Annotated in this window: 18 protein-coding genes; 17 read left to right on the top strand and 1 reads right to left on the bottom strand. The window is 32.4% G+C overall.

The window, feature by feature from the left end:
- Positions 1–69 precede the first annotated feature (69 nt).
- The 7 genes from GGR42_RS16615 (at position 70) to GGR42_RS16645 (ending at position 6,825) form a co-directional block, all read left to right on the top strand.
- Positions 70–402 carry a helix-turn-helix domain-containing protein gene (locus tag GGR42_RS16615; RefSeq protein ID WP_167966530.1) on the top strand — a complete coding sequence of 111 codons (333 nt, stop codon included), beginning with the start codon at positions 70–72 and terminating at the stop codon, positions 400–402.
- Positions 395–1,435, top strand: a complete 1,041-nt coding sequence (locus GGR42_RS16620; protein ID WP_167966532.1) for a DNA cytosine methyltransferase — start codon at positions 395–397, stop codon at positions 1,433–1,435. The genes GGR42_RS16615 and GGR42_RS16620 overlap by 8 nt, the downstream gene beginning before the upstream one ends.
- On the top strand, positions 1,432–2,868 hold the full coding sequence (locus tag GGR42_RS16625) for a protein NO VEIN domain-containing protein (RefSeq protein ID WP_167966534.1): 1,437 nt from the start codon (positions 1,432–1,434) through the stop codon (positions 2,866–2,868). The genes GGR42_RS16620 and GGR42_RS16625 overlap by 4 nt, the downstream gene beginning before the upstream one ends.
- Positions 2,838–3,977 (top strand): DNA cytosine methyltransferase, encoded by a 1,140-nt coding sequence (gene dcm / locus GGR42_RS16630; RefSeq protein ID WP_167966537.1) that lies wholly within the window; start codon positions 2,838–2,840, stop codon positions 3,975–3,977. The genes GGR42_RS16625 and dcm overlap by 31 nt, the downstream gene beginning before the upstream one ends.
- A gap of 127 nt (positions 3,978–4,104) precedes the next feature.
- Positions 4,105–4,863: a DUF6843 domain-containing protein gene (locus GGR42_RS16635; RefSeq protein WP_167966539.1), complete on the top strand. Its 759-nt coding sequence runs from the start codon at positions 4,105–4,107 to the stop codon at positions 4,861–4,863.
- An 827-nt stretch (positions 4,864–5,690) separates the two neighbouring features.
- Positions 5,691–5,981 carry a helix-turn-helix domain-containing protein gene (locus GGR42_RS16640; RefSeq protein WP_167966541.1) on the top strand — a complete coding sequence of 97 codons (291 nt, stop codon included), beginning with the start codon at positions 5,691–5,693 and terminating at the stop codon, positions 5,979–5,981.
- Entirely contained in the window at positions 5,962–6,825 is an 864-nt protein-coding gene (locus tag GGR42_RS16645; protein WP_167966543.1) for a reverse transcriptase family protein, read from the top strand. The genes GGR42_RS16640 and GGR42_RS16645 overlap by 20 nt, the downstream gene beginning before the upstream one ends.
- 592 nt (positions 6,826–7,417) lie before the next feature.
- On the opposite strand, the gene GGR42_RS16650 is transcribed toward GGR42_RS16645, so the two are convergent.
- Positions 7,418–7,795: a winged helix-turn-helix transcriptional regulator gene (locus tag GGR42_RS16650; RefSeq protein WP_167966545.1), complete on the bottom strand. Its 378-nt coding sequence runs from the start codon at positions 7,793–7,795 to the stop codon at positions 7,418–7,420.
- A gap of 149 nt (positions 7,796–7,944) precedes the next feature.
- Here GGR42_RS16650 and GGR42_RS16655 point away from each other — a divergent pair, with 149 nt between their 5' ends.
- The 10 genes from GGR42_RS16655 to GGR42_RS16700 all read left to right on the top strand — a co-directional run bounded on the left by GGR42_RS16655 (position 7,945) and on the right by GGR42_RS16700 (position 16,310).
- Positions 7,945–9,138: a DUF3500 domain-containing protein gene (locus GGR42_RS16655; RefSeq protein WP_167966547.1), complete on the top strand. Its 1,194-nt coding sequence runs from the start codon at positions 7,945–7,947 to the stop codon at positions 9,136–9,138.
- A 396-nt stretch (positions 9,139–9,534) separates the two neighbouring features.
- Positions 9,535–9,909, top strand: coding sequence for an ArsR/SmtB family transcription factor (locus GGR42_RS16660; RefSeq protein WP_167966550.1), 375 nt, complete (start codon positions 9,535–9,537; stop codon positions 9,907–9,909).
- The gene (merTP, locus tag GGR42_RS16665) at positions 9,906–10,505 is read left to right on the top strand and encodes a mercuric transport protein MerTP (RefSeq protein WP_167966552.1); all 600 of its coding nucleotides are present in this window, start codon (positions 9,906–9,908) and stop codon (positions 10,503–10,505) included. Before GGR42_RS16660 ends, merTP begins: the two co-directional genes overlap by 4 nt.
- Positions 10,505–10,711 carry a GDCCVxC domain-containing (seleno)protein gene (locus GGR42_RS16940; protein WP_167966554.1) on the top strand — a complete coding sequence of 69 codons (207 nt, stop codon included), beginning with the start codon at positions 10,505–10,507 and terminating at the stop codon, positions 10,709–10,711. Before merTP ends, GGR42_RS16940 begins: the two co-directional genes overlap by 1 nt.
- A 5-nt stretch (positions 10,712–10,716) precedes the next feature.
- A complete protein-coding gene (locus tag GGR42_RS16675; protein ID WP_167966556.1) occupies positions 10,717–11,511 on the top strand; it encodes a cation transporter in 795 nt (264 codons plus the stop codon).
- A 194-nt stretch (positions 11,512–11,705) separates the two neighbouring features.
- Complete coding sequence (locus GGR42_RS16680; protein WP_167966558.1) at positions 11,706–12,347, top strand: toxin-antitoxin system YwqK family antitoxin; 642 nt, start codon at positions 11,706–11,708, stop codon at positions 12,345–12,347.
- Positions 12,348–12,506: 159 nt separating this feature from the next.
- Positions 12,507–13,196 carry a hypothetical protein gene (locus GGR42_RS16685; RefSeq protein ID WP_167966560.1) on the top strand — a complete coding sequence of 230 codons (690 nt, stop codon included), beginning with the start codon at positions 12,507–12,509 and terminating at the stop codon, positions 13,194–13,196.
- A 214-nt stretch (positions 13,197–13,410) separates the two neighbouring features.
- Positions 13,411–14,463, top strand: a complete 1,053-nt coding sequence (locus GGR42_RS16865) for a TIR domain-containing protein (RefSeq protein ID WP_209024017.1) — start codon at positions 13,411–13,413, stop codon at positions 14,461–14,463.
- An 823-nt stretch (positions 14,464–15,286) separates the two neighbouring features.
- On the top strand, positions 15,287–15,733 hold the full coding sequence (locus tag GGR42_RS16695; protein WP_167966562.1) for a hypothetical protein: 447 nt from the start codon (positions 15,287–15,289) through the stop codon (positions 15,731–15,733).
- 157 nt (positions 15,734–15,890) lie between these two features.
- Positions 15,891–16,310, top strand: a complete 420-nt coding sequence (locus GGR42_RS16700) for a hypothetical protein (RefSeq protein WP_167966565.1) — start codon at positions 15,891–15,893, stop codon at positions 16,308–16,310.
- Positions 16,311–16,323 lie beyond the last annotated feature (13 nt).

The following is a 16,323-nucleotide window of genomic DNA, read 5'->3' on the forward strand; positions in this document are numbered from 1 at the left end:
ACAAAATTCGCAAATTAGTATTACATTTGCTAAAAATAGGTCAAATCCTAAATTGATAAAATCAGAAAAATGGCAAGTTTTGGGCATTTCATAAAAACCGAAAGGGAAAAAAGAGAATGGACTCAAACTGAATTTGGAGCGAAAATCGGAATAAATTCTAGTGCAATCAGTCGAATTGAAAACGGAACTCAAAAATTTAGTAAGTCAAAACTCAAATCATTATCGAAATTATTAAATCTCGATTTACAAAGAGTAACTGACTTGTTTTTCGCTGACAAATTTGCACGAGAAGCTTTTAAATACAAGTGCTCAGAATCTATTTTTAGTGTCGCAGAAGACACAGCTAACTACCTAAGAAACACTAATACCAAACAAGGAAAATTGAATTTTGAAAATGAGTAAAAGAAATACTGTAATAGACCTTTTTTGTGGTTGTGGCGGATTGTCACAAGGCTTCATTGATGCAGGATATAAAATATCTTTAGGTATTGATAAATGGAAAGATGCAATAGAAACATTTAATTTTAATCATAAAGACTCTAAAGGAATTGTAGCTGATTTACTCGAATTAAACCCAGTTACTGTTTCGGAAAATGAAAAGATTGATGAAGTGGACGTAATAATTGGTGGTCCACCTTGTCAAGGTTTTTCTATTGCAGGAAAAAGAATAATTGAGGATGAAAGAAATCAACTTTACAAGACATTTGTGAATTTTGTAGAACATTTCAAGCCCAAAGCTTTTCTAATGGAAAATGTACCTAACATTATGTCAATGGGAAAAGGAGCTATTAGAAATCAAATAATAAAGGATTTTGAAAATCTTGGGTATAAAGTTTCACATCAAATATTATTGGCTTCAGATTATGGTGTACCTCAAAATAGAAAAAGAGCTTTTTTCGTTGGTTTAAAAAACGGTTCAGAATTTAAGTTCCCAATTCCAACAACAACAAATAATAAAGTAACTTCTGAAGAAGCAATTTCAGATTTAACTGAACATACAGTTAATGATGGAACACCTTATATGCATAAGTATAAAAGTTCATTTCAAAAACAAATGCGAAATGGCAATAAGTTTATATTCAATCATCAAATTACAGAGCATAAAGAGAAAACAATTGAAATAATAGCAATGGTTCCAGATGGCGGTAATTATAAAAATTTGCCAAAAGAATTACACGAAACAAGAAAGGTTAATATAGCTTGGACAAGACTTAACAGTCAGAAACCTAGTTTTACAATCGATACAGGACACAGACATCATTTCCATTACGAGTTTAATAGAGTTCCAACAGTAAGAGAAAGTGCAAGAATACAGTCATTTCCAGATGATTTTATCTTTCAATGCAGTAAGACAAGTCAATATAAACAAGTTGGAAATGCGGTGCCACCAGTTTTGGCAAAGGTTTTAGCTGAAACTATCAAAAATTATTTATGAGTTTAGTTAAGACATATCAAATTCCAGATGAATATTTTTTTAGACTTCATCACGTAAGACCTCGTTTTAAAAATGATGTTGAAGAGGTATTATTGTATGTGTCAACTTCTATTTCAGAAATGGAAGTATTACCCAAACAAGAGTTTAAAGAAAACCTAAATCAAGTTCTATTTGGTTTTAAAAACAACGCTTCTTCTACCCAAAAAACAATAGACAATTGGAGGACAGAAATATCTGCATTATTTGCTTTCATTCAAGAAAAAGATGACTTAACAAAACCTAGTTTGAGTGCAATAAGATTATCTAATAATCAATATCTAGATGAATTTTTTAACTACTTTTTATTTTCATTTCAATATCCAGGAGGTCATATAAAATCTCAAAATGTAATTAAACAAATTGATGCAGGTGTAAACTTCAAACCTTGCAATTTTATTTTAGGGCTATTAATTGAGGGCGAAAAATTAATTGGAAAACCATTTAGTTTTACCGCAGAAGAGTTAACTCAATGTGCGTATTTTGACTTAAGGGTAACAAGAGATGGAAAGCATCCAAGAGAGGTCGCAGAAATGATACTAAAGCATAGAGCAGAAAAAGTATCATATAATCATAAATATGAACAGCTAAAGAATCATAAAACAGGCAAATATCCTTCAAAAGGAGATTTACACAGATATGCAGGAGATATTCTAGATTATATGGTTTTAGCCAATCTATTAAATGATAAAGGAACAGGTTATTATTATTACTTGAATGATGAAAACAAAGATGCTATTAATTATCATTTAAAAAATTCAAAATGGTATTCAGGTTATGATAAATTCTATGAAAAAGAGGAAATCACTAACCCAGAAATAGCAAAATTAGAACAGGATTGGTTTTCTTATGTAAATAGCTTTGATAATATTGAAGCTTTTGCACCTTCATTAAGTGCATCAGAATCTGAAAGTATTTCTAGTATTATTCAAGAATATTATTCTCGAATTAAGGGAGATAAAGCAGTTCCAACAAAAATAATTGGAGATTATGGAGAAAGCTTAATACTTGCTCACGAATATTTAAGAACAAAGAAAACAAAAAGACAACATTTAATAAATAAAATTCCAACACCATTAGGAGTAGGATATGATATTCAAAGTGTTGAAATCGAAAAAAGGAAAAGATATATTGAAGTCAAGACAACTAAATCTAGAAAGGCATTAAAAAATAATAGATTTAAACTTACACCAAATGAGTGGGACACAGCAGACACCATAGGTAATAATTATTTCATTTATTATCTAGTTGCAAATGATAGTGGGAAAAATGTTTTTATTATTCAAAATCCAGTCGAACAATATAAACAGGGTAATATTAAAGTAGACAAGAATTTAGTTGTTGAATTTTCACAAAACGCAGGACAATGGCAAACATTATTAGAAATACAAAACTAAAAGCAATATCGTTATTCAGCGGTTGTGGTGGAATGGACTTAGGTATTAAGGGGAACTTTAAGTTTCTTAATAAAACTTATAAATCTTTGCCGTTTGAGGTTGTTTATGCAGTAGATAATGACCCTTATACAACTAAAATATACAACAGTAATTTTAAGCATCAATGCGAAACTAAAGATGTTAGAGATTTGGAAATTGACAAGCTTCCAGAGCACGACATTCTTTTGGGTGGTTTTCCTTGTCAATCTTTTTCCATAAGTGCCCAGAATCCACCAAGACTTGGGTATAAAGATGACCGTGGAAAACTATTTTTTGAAATGGTTAATATTCTTAAAGAAAAACAACCAAGGTTTTTTATCGCAGAAAATGTCAAAGGATTACTTTCTGCCAATAAGAAAAAAGCTTTCCCAATGATTGTCAAGGAATTTGAGAAAGCAGGATACTACGTAAAACATCAATTATTTAACGCTTCGGAATACGGAATACCTCAAAAGAGAGAACGTGTTTTTATTATTGGATTTAAAAATTATGAAGACTACGATTATTTCGAATTTCCCAAACCAACAACGCTGAATGACTCAAAAGTTAAATTAAAAGAGGTAATAGACTTACAAGCAAATAAAGACGAAAAGTGGTTTTTTAGCGAAAGAGCTGTGCAAGGAATGATGCGAGTAAGAGAAAAAATGAACAAAGGACGTGACCAAGACCCTGAACAACCTTGTAATACAATCAGTTCACATTTAGCAAAAGTTAGTTTAAATAGTACAGACCCGGTTTTAAAAATAGACGGTAGATACAGACGATTTACACCACGGGAAGCCTCAAACATTCAATCTTTTCCAGAAGAGTTTATTTTAGATTGTGTTTCAGATAATAGACAGTATCGAGCAATTGGAAACGCAGTACCACCAGTATTAATGTGGCATATTTCTAATTCGTTAAGTAATCTACTAAAAAAGGAAAAGACTACTGAAAAAGCCACCGCTAAAAGCCATACACATTTGCAATTAGCACCAGCCACCGCACCATCAAAAATTGCAAAAGAGTATGTCTTTCCCAACGCTGAAAACCAACTTGATGAAAAAAAGCCAGTGTACAACAATGTATAAAAATAATAGCGGCTTAATCGCTAAAACGAAAGTAATGAAATATAAAAAAAGTCTGTGTTTAACCGAAAAGTTAGTGCGTGAAAGTCCGCTACTATTCTTATACTAGACCGTTGGGCACAATATGAAAATGACCGATAAGACAAGTAACATTCTATATTACAGCGGACTGATTTTACTCGCAATAGGAGCATTTGGATTGACTTTCGCTGCGTTCTTTGCAATAATCGGACTGCCAGTTTTTGTAATCGGAGTTATTATGGTTTTCTTCTCTTTAAAAAAGACTTGGAAACAAAGACTAATTCCAATCGGAATTTTTATTATTGGAATAATAGCCTTTTGGCCAATATGGAGAGGAATAAATACTGTTGGACCAGAAGTTTTTTTAATCCCAGAAAATTATCGTGGACGAGTAAATATCATTTATAAAAAAGATTGCGGAATAGAATTGGAAAAAACCGAAGAAGGATTAGTTTATAAAATACCGAATGACGGAATACTAATTCTTGACAATGAACAGAAATATGGTTTTATCGACCATAAATACTATTTGGTTGACCAAAATGGCAAACGAACTGAATTGCCAAAAATGGATGTTCGAGACTTTAATGAGGAATGGACTTTGGAGAAAAACCCTAACGAACCACCAAGAGACAAACTTGGAGTTTTTCATTGGGGAAGAACAGGAAGTATGGGAAAAATGATAGACGAAAATGGAGAGGTTTCTAACGAAGACGACCTTTACACTTTTAACGAATTTTACGTTTCGACTTATAGTGATTTAACAGAAAGATTTAATTTTAAGTACGAGCGAAAATTTGACTCAATAAGAGATAATAAAATAGAAAAATGTAAAATAAATACTGTGCCCAACAATGGCTATAAGTAATTGCTTGTTCTCGCCTACTTCTGAAAATCCTCGCGGATTTTCAGTTTGGTGTGTACTTGCAAAGTTAAGTGCTAAGCCACGCAACTACTCATAGCCTAGACCGTTAGCTGCAACCTCCAACAAACTTTCTGCAAAATTTAAGAATCTGAATTTCAGTATTTTATAAAATTTTTACCACAGAAAATAAAAATAATTATCAATATTATTAACTGTCTGTTATATTTTATATATATTTGCATTAATAAATAGTTCTTTGAAAAGATGTTTTGAAGTCGAATTGCTAAATGGAGTTCACTTGACAGCCTGAAAAGGCAACCCAATTGGGTATTTTAACGGCACACATACCTCGCCCTATATATCAACTGATACATTAGGAGAGAATTATAAATGCAGTTATCTATTGCTTCTTATTTTATGAGGAGCAGGGAATTTTAAGTGAGTGTAAGAGAACATTGTTTACACATTTAGTAACAGGCAAATTTAGGCGAAGGAGCAGGGGCCAACAATAATGTTGTCCTGTAACTAAATATTTTTTTATTATGTCTAGATTAAAACAAAATCGAAACATTGATAGTTTGATACAAAGTATCGAGACTATTAGAAAGAGCCAGTGTTCTCTTTCGGAGGAAGACGTAAAAGTCTTAAATGAAGCATTAGAAATTCTAGTGGTGCTTAAAAGAAAAAAGGGTAGAACGAACGAGCAAGTCCTAACGGAAATTGTGAAAGTCGTTGAATTATTATCTAAATTTTTCCTTTAAAAACAAAAGCTATGAACGTACAATGTAAATTAACAATCCGAACACTCCTTAATTTTTTACAATAAAAAAATGGATTTAGGTATAACTATAAAAAATATTAGAAAGCAAAAAAAGCAAACTCAATCCGAGTTTGCTGCTTCTTGCGGTATAACTCAAACTTACCTCTCTCAAATAGAGAGTAATCAGAGAGAACCCAATCTTTCAACTTTGAAATTAATAAGTAATGGACTTAATGTGCCATTACCAATTTTATTTTTCTTGTCGCTAGACAAAGAAGATGTTCAACAAAACAAGAGAGAAGCTTTTGAAATTATTGGTCCTTCAGTAAAATCTCTTGTCAATGAATTCTTTGCAGTTTAAAAAAAATGAATTCAAAAAACTATGTGCTATTATTGGTTATAAGCCTTCGATAGTTTCAGAAGTAATTGCGAATATCGATAAGTACTACTACGAAAAGGTTGAAGTCAAAAAGGATAAAAAAACTGGAGAAGTTAAAAAGTATAAGGATGGAACGGTCAAAAAAAGAACAATCCATCCTTCTACTAAAGAACTAAAAGCAATTCAAAAATCCATTAAAAAGAATATTCTTGCACCGATTCAACTCCCAAATGAAATACACGGTGGAGTAAAAAAGAGAAGCAACATTACAAACGCTAAACCGCATAAAGGCAATAAGTATATATTTACAACAGACCTACAGGATTTTTATCCAAATATTAGTCATAGCTATGTACACAAAACTTATTTAAGTCTCGGTTTTTCAAATCACTTCTCAAACTCATTAACAAAACTTACAACTTGGAAATTTGCTCTTCCACAAGGAACTCCAACGAGTACACATATTTCTAATTTAGTTTTTCTTCAAACAGACCGTGAATTAATACAATTATGTAATGCGAATAACATTACATATACACGATACGTGGACGATTTGACATTTTCATCTCCTATTGATTTTAAACATCTCCTCAACGATATTCTAGACATTGTTAGAAATAATAATTTCAATTTGAGCTATCGTAAAACTAAATATAAAGGAAATCAAACAGTAACAGGAATTAATATATTCCTTAACAAAATAGAAGCTCCGGAGCATATAAAAGAAAAGTCGAAAATTGAGTTAGAAACTAATGCTGAACAGAAACCATATTCAATCTATTTGAATAACATTTCGAAAGAAAATAAGAAAAAAGGCAGCAGCTAACAATGTATAAAAAAAATAGGGGGAATAGTGCTTAATCAAAGGGTTCGTGCGTGTTTACCAAGTCGCCAAATTTTTAAATTTGGCTTAATAAAAAAAGAGTAAAATAATTAACAAAATTTAAAAATTCGGCTTGTACATAATCCGAAAAGTAAGCGTCTACAACTGCCCTACTTTTCTTATACGAGACCGTTACCAATCAGTACGCTTCGGTTTGTTTTTGTTCAAAAAAATAGGTTAAGCTGACAAAAATAGTTTATCCGATTAGTGGTGCTTGAGAGTTCCTTATAGATTAGATCTATCATCTACCGTTCCTATTTTCAGGTGTAAGCCGTCATCATTTTTTACTTGGTGGGAAGGTGCTTGTCTGTTTTAGGCTTATTTGTGGTCGTCTGGCTTGTCCGGAAGGGTAGGGAAGCGCTCCGTTTGGTAACACCGCATATAATTTAGAGCTCACTTCGTTGATCAAGGAAAAACATTATCTTTAACGAAAGGGCTTACTCGGAAAGATATACACGAGTGAAATCGCTCCAAATCATATACAATACCGTTAGCGGTCATTGTAAAATAACACCCAACAAACTTCAAACCAACATCAGACCTTAACAAAATTATCTCTTGACTTTTCAATAGCAGACATATTCGATTTCGCCCATTGTTCCAAATTATCAATAAGTGGAACAAGTGATTTGCCTAAATTTGTAATTGTATATTCTACTCTGGGTGGTACTTCGGGATAAATAGTACGTATTAAAAACCCGTCAGCTTCCAAAGTTCTTAGGGTAACAGTTAGCATTTTTTGCGATATATCAGAACCAATCGCTTTATTGATTTCATTGAAACGTAAAGTTTCTTTTTTACCTAATATAAGTAAAACCAGCAATGACCATTTGTCGCCAAAACGGTCTAACACTTTCCTTACAGGACAATTTTTAAAGTCGAAATCTGATTCTAAAGCATTTATTTTTTTCATAACATATTGATTATCAATAAAAATAACTTTAAAGTAATAAAGTTACTGTAAAGTGCCTTCTTGCATATTTTAACAAACTAAATTATATTTACACTCTTTTAATAAAGCAACTAACTTTTAGTAATTAAAGGTAATTAAATATTTTTAATATGAAAAAAATAACATTTCTTATCGCTGTTTATTTGTTTGTAATGTTTTCCAAACAAATAAATTATGCTTATGCACAAACAAATTTAGAGGCTATGAAAGAACGCTTTTTGAAGGCTGAAAACGAAAATATTAACAAACCTTTTCAAGGAATTATAACGTCAAACGGTGTTGAAAAATGGCTGTTTCCAATTCAAGTTACAGGTATATCAACCAAGCCCATAAAAAAAGCGGCAGAATCCTTTTTGAAATCGTTGAGCAAAGAACAATTGACAAAAACGCAGTTTGAAATTCAAAATAACGAATGGCAAAAGTGGGCGAATATAGACAATGGTTTATACAATCGTCAAGGAATTAGTATTAAAGAAATGAGCCAATCTCAACGGAAATTAGCGTTTAGCTTGATGAAAAAAGCTTTGAGTGCCAAAGGCTTACAACTGAGCAAAGACATAATGAAGACCGACCAAACCCTTAGAGAGCTTAATTATAATGACCCACGCTTTGATGAAGAACTTTATTATTTTACAATAATGGGCAAGCCATCAAAAACTGAACCTTGGGGCTGGCAGATTGACGGTCATCATCTAGTTATCAATTATTTTATTTTGGGAGACCAAGTAGTAATGACACCTACTTTTATGGGTGGCGAGCCAATAATAACAACATCGGGCAAATATATTGGAAATACACTTTTTCAAGATGAGCAAAATCTTGGTTTGACTTTTATGCAATCCCTGACTGCCGAACAACAACAAAAAGCAACATTATCACCAGACAAAAAAAGGAATGATATACAAGCCGAAGCATTTTCTGACAATAAAACGTTGGATTATCAAGGCTTAATAGTTTCAGAAATGACAGAAGAACAAAAAACCAAATTATTGGAATTGACAAATCAATACATTTCTAATATAGAAGACGGGCACGCCAAAGTCAAAATGGAGGACATTAAAAAACATTTGAAAAATACATACTTTGCTTGGGTTGGAAAAATGGACAAAGATGCAGTATTTTATTATCGGATTCATAGCCCTGTTGTTTTAATAGAATTTGACCATCAAGGTGCAGTAGGAATAAGAACTCAAAGTAGAGAAGCAACTCGAAATCACATACATACTATGGTGCGAACACCCAATGGAAATGATTACGGAAAAGATTTATTGCAACAACATTTGAGGGAACAACATAAACATTAAATCTTAAATAATAATTTAACTGCAGACAAAACAACGAACCGCTAACAATGGCTATAGCCAATAGGGCGGCAAGTACCGAATTTAAAGGCTTGGGCGTGTTTGCCAAGTCCGCCAAATCTTTTGGATTTGGCTTTTAGAATAAAAAAGATAAAAACAAAACACAAAAGCTTTGGCTACGGGCTAAACGGAAAGGAAAGTGCCTATTATCTGCCCTACTTGCCATAGCCGCAACGTTATGCCCAATTAAAAAACCAACCGCACATTTTAGCACTTTCGGTTTTTCCCGACACAAAAATCCAACGCTATAAAAACCAAAAAAGCTAAAATTTTTCCAACGCTTTGGATTTGCTTTATTTATGTATTTGCTTAAATAAGAAATAAACGTAACTTTGTTTTATGGAAAATAATTCTTGCATTAGACAACAAGCCGATATTGAACAAATAAATCGTTGCAAAGACACAGTTTCAGAATTAAATGAATCGTTCGACTATTTGGCAAACGGACTTTCATTAGTCGGAAATAGCGTTCGGCTGAAAATTCTTTACCTACTCTTTGAAGAAAAAAGACTTTGTGTTTGTGATTTGAGCGATATTCTTGGAATGAACATTTCTGCTATTTCCCAACACTTAAGGAAAATGAAAGACCGAAATCTATTAGAAACCGATAGAGAAGCCCAAACAATTTTTTACTCACTAACTGCTGAATACGAAAAAATGTTAAATCCATTCTTTGAAATAATCGATAAAAACAAAATTTTAGAGTCGATATGAAAAGTGAAAACAAATTAATCGGTGCAGGTTTGTTAACTGCAATTACAGCTTCTTTATGTTGTATTACACCAGTTTTGGCTCTTATCGCAGGAACAAGCGGAATTGCTTCAACATTTTCTTGGATAGAACCTTTTAGACCTTATTTAATCGGACTGACAATTTTAGTTCTTGGTTTTGCTTGGTTTCAAAAATTAAAACCTCAAAAAGAAATTGACTGTGAATGTGAGACGGACGAAAAACCAAAATTTATACAATCAAAAAAGTTTTTAGGAATTGTAACCGTATTTGCAGTTGTAATGTTGGCTTTCCCATACTATTCAGGAATTTTTTACCCAAATACAGAAAAGCAAATAATCGTAGTTGACAAATCGGACATTAAAACAACTGAATTTAAAATTAGCGGAATGACTTGTGCGAGTTGCGAAGAACACGTCAATCACGAAGTAAATAAACTCAACGGAATTGTAAACTCAAAAGCGTCCTACAAAAATGGAAACGCAATCATTGAATTTGACAAGACAAAAACCAATGAAACGGAAATTGAGAAAGCAATTAACTCAACAGGTTATAAAGTAACCGACAAAAAAGAAAATTAATGGAAACTATATTAAAATCTGAAATAACTTGTCCAAACTGCGGACATAAAAAAGTGGAAGATATGCCAACAAACGCTTGTCAATTCTTTTACGAGTGTGAGAATTGCAAAACGGTGTTGAAACCAAACGAGGGAGATTGCTGTGTTTATTGTTCATACGGAACAGTACCTTGCCCACCAATTCAAGAAAATAAAAGTTGTTGTTAGGAAATATGCAAAAGACAATCTTTGAAATAACCAAAATGGACTGTCCTTCAGAGGAAAATTTAATCCGAATGAAATTGGATGCAATTTCAAGTATTGTGAATTTGGACTTTGATATTCCGAATCGAAAATTGACCGTTTTTCACAGCGGAGAAACCGACCAAATCGAAAAGTCCGTTATCGAACTAAATTTAGGCGGAAAGAAAATTTCGACCGAACAGACCAACCAAACGGAATTTAAAGAAAATGCAAACCAAAAAAAGCTACTTTGGTCTGTTCTTGTAATCAATTTTGCCTTTTTCGTTATCGAAATGACAACTGGAATAATCTCAAAATCAATGGGACTTATTGCCGACAGTTTGGATATGCTTGCGGACAGTTTCGTTTACGGAATTAGCCTGTTTGCAGTTGGCGGAACGTTGATTAAGAAAAAACGGATTGCAAAACTTGCTGGATATTTTCAAATAACACTTGCGATTATTGGATTTGTAGAAGTTTTAAGAAGATTTTTCGGAGGCGAGAAACTTCCCGACTTTTCGACAATGATTATTGTTTCGATTTTTGCACTTATCGCAAACGGAATTTGCCTTTACATTTTGCAAAAGTCAAAGAGCAAAGAAGAAGCGCATATGAAAGCGAGTATGATTTTTACCTCAAATGATGTTATCATAAATTTGGGAGTTATAATCGCTGGATTTTTGGTAAATTGGTTGAACTCAAGCAAACCTGACTTAATTATTGGAACAATTGTTTTTGGTTTGGTAATTCAAGGAGCGTTTAGAATTTTAAAATTGAGCAAGTAACTGAATAGCCAACGCTTAAGCCATACACATTTACAATTCGCACAAGCCGACACGCAATCCGAAAATTGCAAAAGAGTATGTCTTTGCCAACGCTAAAAACAGAACGTGAAAAATAAAATGGGCATAACAATATGTATAGTGCATAGCACCCTGCGGGATGCTACGACACCATACACGGAACGTTACCATATATATTGAAAACTGCATCACATATTATTATCGTTTTGATTCTACAAATAGGGACTTGGTCTGTTTGCGGACAAAAGTCATTCCATGAAAATATTCTTGGTACTTGGGTACATGAAAAACCAGATAAAAACCCTGAATTTTTATTGGATTCGGAGGATTCACCAAAGTCGACTAAAAAAAGTATAAGTCTATACTATTTTCAAAAAGACAGGATATTGGATATCAAAAAGACTTATGGACAATTCAAGACGGACTATTCTATTTCTGACTCAACATTAAACTTAGGTGTACGGAAATATAAAATAATTGAATTTACCCAAAACAAACTATTAGTAGAGGAGTTTGGAGATTTGGTCATTTTTAAAAAAAAACTAGAATTCAAAAGAACTGACAAAAGAATTGAACCAATTCCTGCAAGAGAAAAAATAATCGAATCCTATAAAAACGGCAATCCAAAGATTTCTGGAGAAAAACAAAATGGATTTGAAAATGGAATATGGACAGAGTGGTATGAAAATGGGCATGTTAAATCAGTAATCTACTATAATATGGGAGCTCCTTTAATGACGGCCAAGTTTAATAATAAAGGAAAACTGATTTCAGAAAACTGGTTTGATTTATATTCAAACTCTGTACGGACAAATTAAAATACATATGGTAACAAGACCTATAATCAATTGCGACGGATTTCCTAAACGGAAATCAGCGCAATTAGCTAACTTTGGTTCTAGACGGAAAAGTCCTGCGGACGTTTTCCGCAACAGATTATAGCCAGTCCGTTACCACACATTTTAACAAAGTTTCAAATGGCATTATTTTTGAGGCATTTCATTAAACAAAGTCAAACGAACTTGAAAAGAATAATAATTTTACTTCTATTAATTTTTACTTATCAAACGAATCTTTTAGGTCAAAACAAAATCGTGGGTAAAATTGAATTTTATAAATCTTCTAATAGCGAATGGGCAGAATTGGAATCTTCATCCGACCGCCAAATAGAATTATTGAACTCAAGGAGGCATAAGATTAAAATAGCTCAAGGAGAATCATCAACAGAAATGCGAACTGACTCTACTGGGTTTTTCCTTTTTATGCTTAATTCACCAGACAGTTTAAAAATTGCAGTTAATGAAAAATCAAAAGTTCTAAATGGACTTTTCAAAATTTCTGTACCTCCTAAAAACGACACAATTCTATTTAAAATTTCAGATAAGAAACTATCCCTTTACAAAGATTCTATCCAGTCACCTGTATTTTTTAAAAAGTATAATGAAAAACAGGCTGAATTGGACTTTAAAAATGATAACGCTCAATTTTTAGGTTCAGGACAATTCATTCCGCAAAAGGTAATTAAAAAAAGAAAGAGACTTTCGGAACAGCATAATTTTGAGTATAAATACGTTTTTGGCTGCATACAATCACGGGCTGAACGCAGAATTGCCTATAGATATAATGAGGTCATGAAGAAGTTGGTTGGAATAAAAAACGTGTGGTAACAAAACCTATAAACAATACGGGTTTCGTGCTTAAACAAAAGGTTTGTCTATTTTTATGAAGTCCGCAAAATCTTTTGGATTTTGCTTTTTAGCGGGACAAAGAAAAAAAGAAAACAAAAAGATTTCGCTATGTGCGTGACGGAAAGCAAACGCTAGTTTGCTCCCGTACTGTTCATAGCTCAACCGTTACCAAACATTTGAAGAAACATTGCGAATGAGAGTAAAACACAAGAACGCTGAAAAAAATAATTCAAATACATCAATGGCTTTGTCTCATTGGTTTAAGCATTACTATCCGAACAAAAAGTATCTGAATTATGAATTTTATGATGTTCCTGAAATTTACGACTTGTACGAGATAGATGAACTGAATGGAAATCTGACTTACATTCGGAGTGACTTCGCTTCACAGATTTTTCCAAAGGTTCGTGAAAATCCGAAAAAATTTGTCTATAAAGAACACGACCCAAAATATCTGGATGAATACCTAATGCCGAAAAGAATGGATATGGAAAATAATATGGATACAGATTTAATAATTAAAGGATTAATCGAGAAAGCAGAGAAATACCGAAAAATAAGTGATGAAGGAGATATTATGACTGGTGAAGTTAATTCATCCCAAAATATAGCACTGTATACAGATTGGTTTCTTGAGTCAAGAGAATTATTTAGCGAACATTTTAACGAAACAGAATTAGCTTATCAAAATTTTTGCGAATTTGATACAAGTGGAAATGGATTTACTCTTTCTTCAAAATTTTCAGAAACCTATGCCTTATTTAAAATTCTAATAAAAAAAATAAGAAATGGAAAAATTAAAGGCACTATTGTAAATGTAAAAAAGATTATGAAGAATAAAATATTTATAGTTCACGGACATAATAATGAACTGAAATTGGAGGTTGCTAGGTTTGTAGAATCTGACTTTAAAAAGGAAGCTATCATTCTACATGAACAACCAAATAAAGGCAGAGAAGTTTTAGGTAAATTTGAAGATGAGGCAAATGTAGATTTAGCAATTGCTATTTGGAGTAAAGATGATTTAGGGCAACTAAATAAAGATGGTGAAAATCTAAAACCAAGAGCAAGACAAAATGTTATTTTTGAAACTGGTTATTTTATTGGAAAGTTAGGTCGTGATAAAGTTATTGTGATTTTAGAAGACGGAATTGAAGCACCTTCTGATTATTCAGGTATAATGTATATAAGTTCTTCCGATTGGAAATACAAACTTGGGAAAGAAATCACTGAAATCTATAAATAACTAAATTCTAACAATATGAACAAACGACAACAGGATTTTAAACTGAAAGAAAAAAACGTTTGGTAACAACGTGTATAATTCATTGCTAGTATAGGCTTGCTTACGAAAATCCTCGCGGATTTTCTATTCGGTATGTATTTGCTAATTTAGTTGCTGTAACACGCAACGAAATCATACACAAACACGTTGTAAACAATTATGAACGAACGCGAAGACTACTTTAGAATTTCCAAAAATGGACACGTTCACACGCTGAGCGATAGAATTCCATTTAACTGGAAAGAACTAATGATATGGACTTCTACTTCATTCATATTCCTGATTTGGTTTCTCGGGATTGGAATCGGAATTTTTATTGCGATTTTGACTTTAATCGGATATATATTTTACCGATTTGCATCGTGGATTTGCTATTCGGAATTGAAAATTGACGAAAAAAGCGGAAAATTAATTCGACTGAAAAAAATACTCGACCGAACTCAAAAAACGGAATTGATAAGTGAAAAGTTTCACCCAAACCGATTTGAATACTCGGAATTAACTCGGAGCGGAAAAACGAAGTTCTTAATGAATTATCGGACACATAAAAACAACGAATTATTAATATTAAAAAATAAAACGGACAAAGAACAAATTGAGAAATACATTGCGGAAAAAATAACTGTTTACAACAATGTATAAAAATAATTGCTCAATTTTGGGCTTAACCAAAGGTCGTTGCAAGTTTACTACGTCTGATTTTCCTGCGGAAAATCCTCGCACGTAAACCCGCAACTATTCTTATACGAGACCGTTGGCAACAATATAAAAACAGAACGCAAAATTGACATTTGGAATAGCACAATATACAAATCTAACTCAAGAACAAAACTCTTGGATAAATGACTTGTCAATTGAATTTAAGTCGTTTTTTGAAAATCGGAATTACGGAAAAGACTTGAATGAATTATATTTTGGACTAATAACTGTTAAACCTGAATTTGAACAGTTTTTTAAGAAAAAAAGACCAGTTTATCGACCTGGAGAAAGGACTTCTTCTATAGACGGAATTGAAATAAAATCAAATAATTGCGCAGAAATTAGCTGTAAACTTGATTTCGGAGAGGTTTCTGAACTTGAAAAAGCTGAACTAATTGAAAAGGTTTGTGGAGAAATAATAGTGGAATCTGACTGCCTGACTCGATTGTCGAAATTAAAGGAATTTGATTTTAAGTCATTTAAATCTGACTTTGAAAATTATATGATTGAAAAAAAATATTTAAAAAAATAAAATACTGTTGCCAACAATGTATAAAAATAATCGCTCAATTTTGGGCTTATCCAAAGGTCGTTGCAAGTTTACTACGTCTGATTTTCCTTCGGAAAATCCTCGCACGTAAACCCGCAACTATTCTTATACTAGACCGTTGGCGTGCATTTAAAAACTAATGAATTACAAAATAACTTATCTCGTATTTTTTATCATTTTCGCAATCTCAAATTGCGCATTTCAAAAAACTTACTGGGAAGATGGACGATACTTTGTTTCGGAAAATGAAGGATATGACTATTGCAAATCCTTGTGGTTTTCACTTGATGATACCGCTGGCGGATATGGATTAGTTAATTGTTTTATTAATATAGGAGCGGACGAAAATTACATTCTTCTTGAGTCGGAATCAGAATCGGAATCAAAATCCGAAGATGAGAAGTCACCAAATCAATATTGGATTATTAAAAAAATAAATAAATCGGATTTTGGATTAGCAAAAGAAAATGTATCTGGACCATTCTTAAAGGAGGAGTTTGAAATTAAAAGGACTGAAATGGGATTAGAGTCAATTCTATTAAATGTTGAACTCAAATAAAAACGACACGCCA

This window comes from Saonia flava (assembly GCF_011927795.1).
Lineage (GTDB): Bacteria > Bacteroidota > Bacteroidia > Flavobacteriales > Flavobacteriaceae > Saonia > Saonia flava.